Source organism: Psychrobacter sp. 1U2 (assembly GCF_051847575.1).
This window is the reverse complement of sequence record NZ_JBPYDC010001558.1, coordinates 1-574: the sequence shown is the minus strand read 5'-3', so window position 1 is coordinate 574 and position 574 is coordinate 1. Positions and strand designations below refer to the sequence as shown.

Genomic DNA, 574 nt, shown 5'->3' with positions numbered 1-574 from the left:
CCATAGCCCAAAAACCAGCCCCAAAAGAATACCGTCCACCAGCTAAGCCAACCTTCATCACCGCGGTATGTGGCCATCGGAATAAAGTTGTCAATCAAGCTGCCGACACCTTGGATATAGCCATTAACGATAAAGTTGGTCGGGCCAAAGATCAAAATAAACACCATCAGTGCAAAAGCCAGCGTAACGTTAAAACGGCTTAAGAGCTGCATACCGCGCGTCAGTCCACTAATTGCTGAGATGGTATAAAGCGCAATAGCGAATACGATAATAATTAGCTGAGTGGTAAAGGTATCAGGGATACCAAATAACTCATTGAGCGCATAGCTGGTCTGCAAACCCAAAAATCCAATAGGACCGATGGTGCCCGCCGCCACCGCGACGATACAACAAGCATCGATAATGGCGCCAGCTTGACCCGTCAGTACACGCTCACCAAACACAGGATAAAGTAAGGTACGCGGCTTAAGTGGTAAGCCTTTGTCATAATGCAGATGCATCACTACAATAGCGGTCAAGCTGCCAACAATCGACCACGCCAAAAAGCCCCAGTGCATAAAAGACTGTGACAAAG

General features: G+C 47.6%; 1 protein-coding gene. It reads right to left on the bottom strand.

The features are described 5' to 3' along the window. Positions 1 to 574, bottom strand: a 574-nt coding sequence (locus ACS8FD_RS23160) for a BCCT family transporter (RefSeq protein ID WP_439277582.1), incomplete at both ends; no start/stop codon positions are given.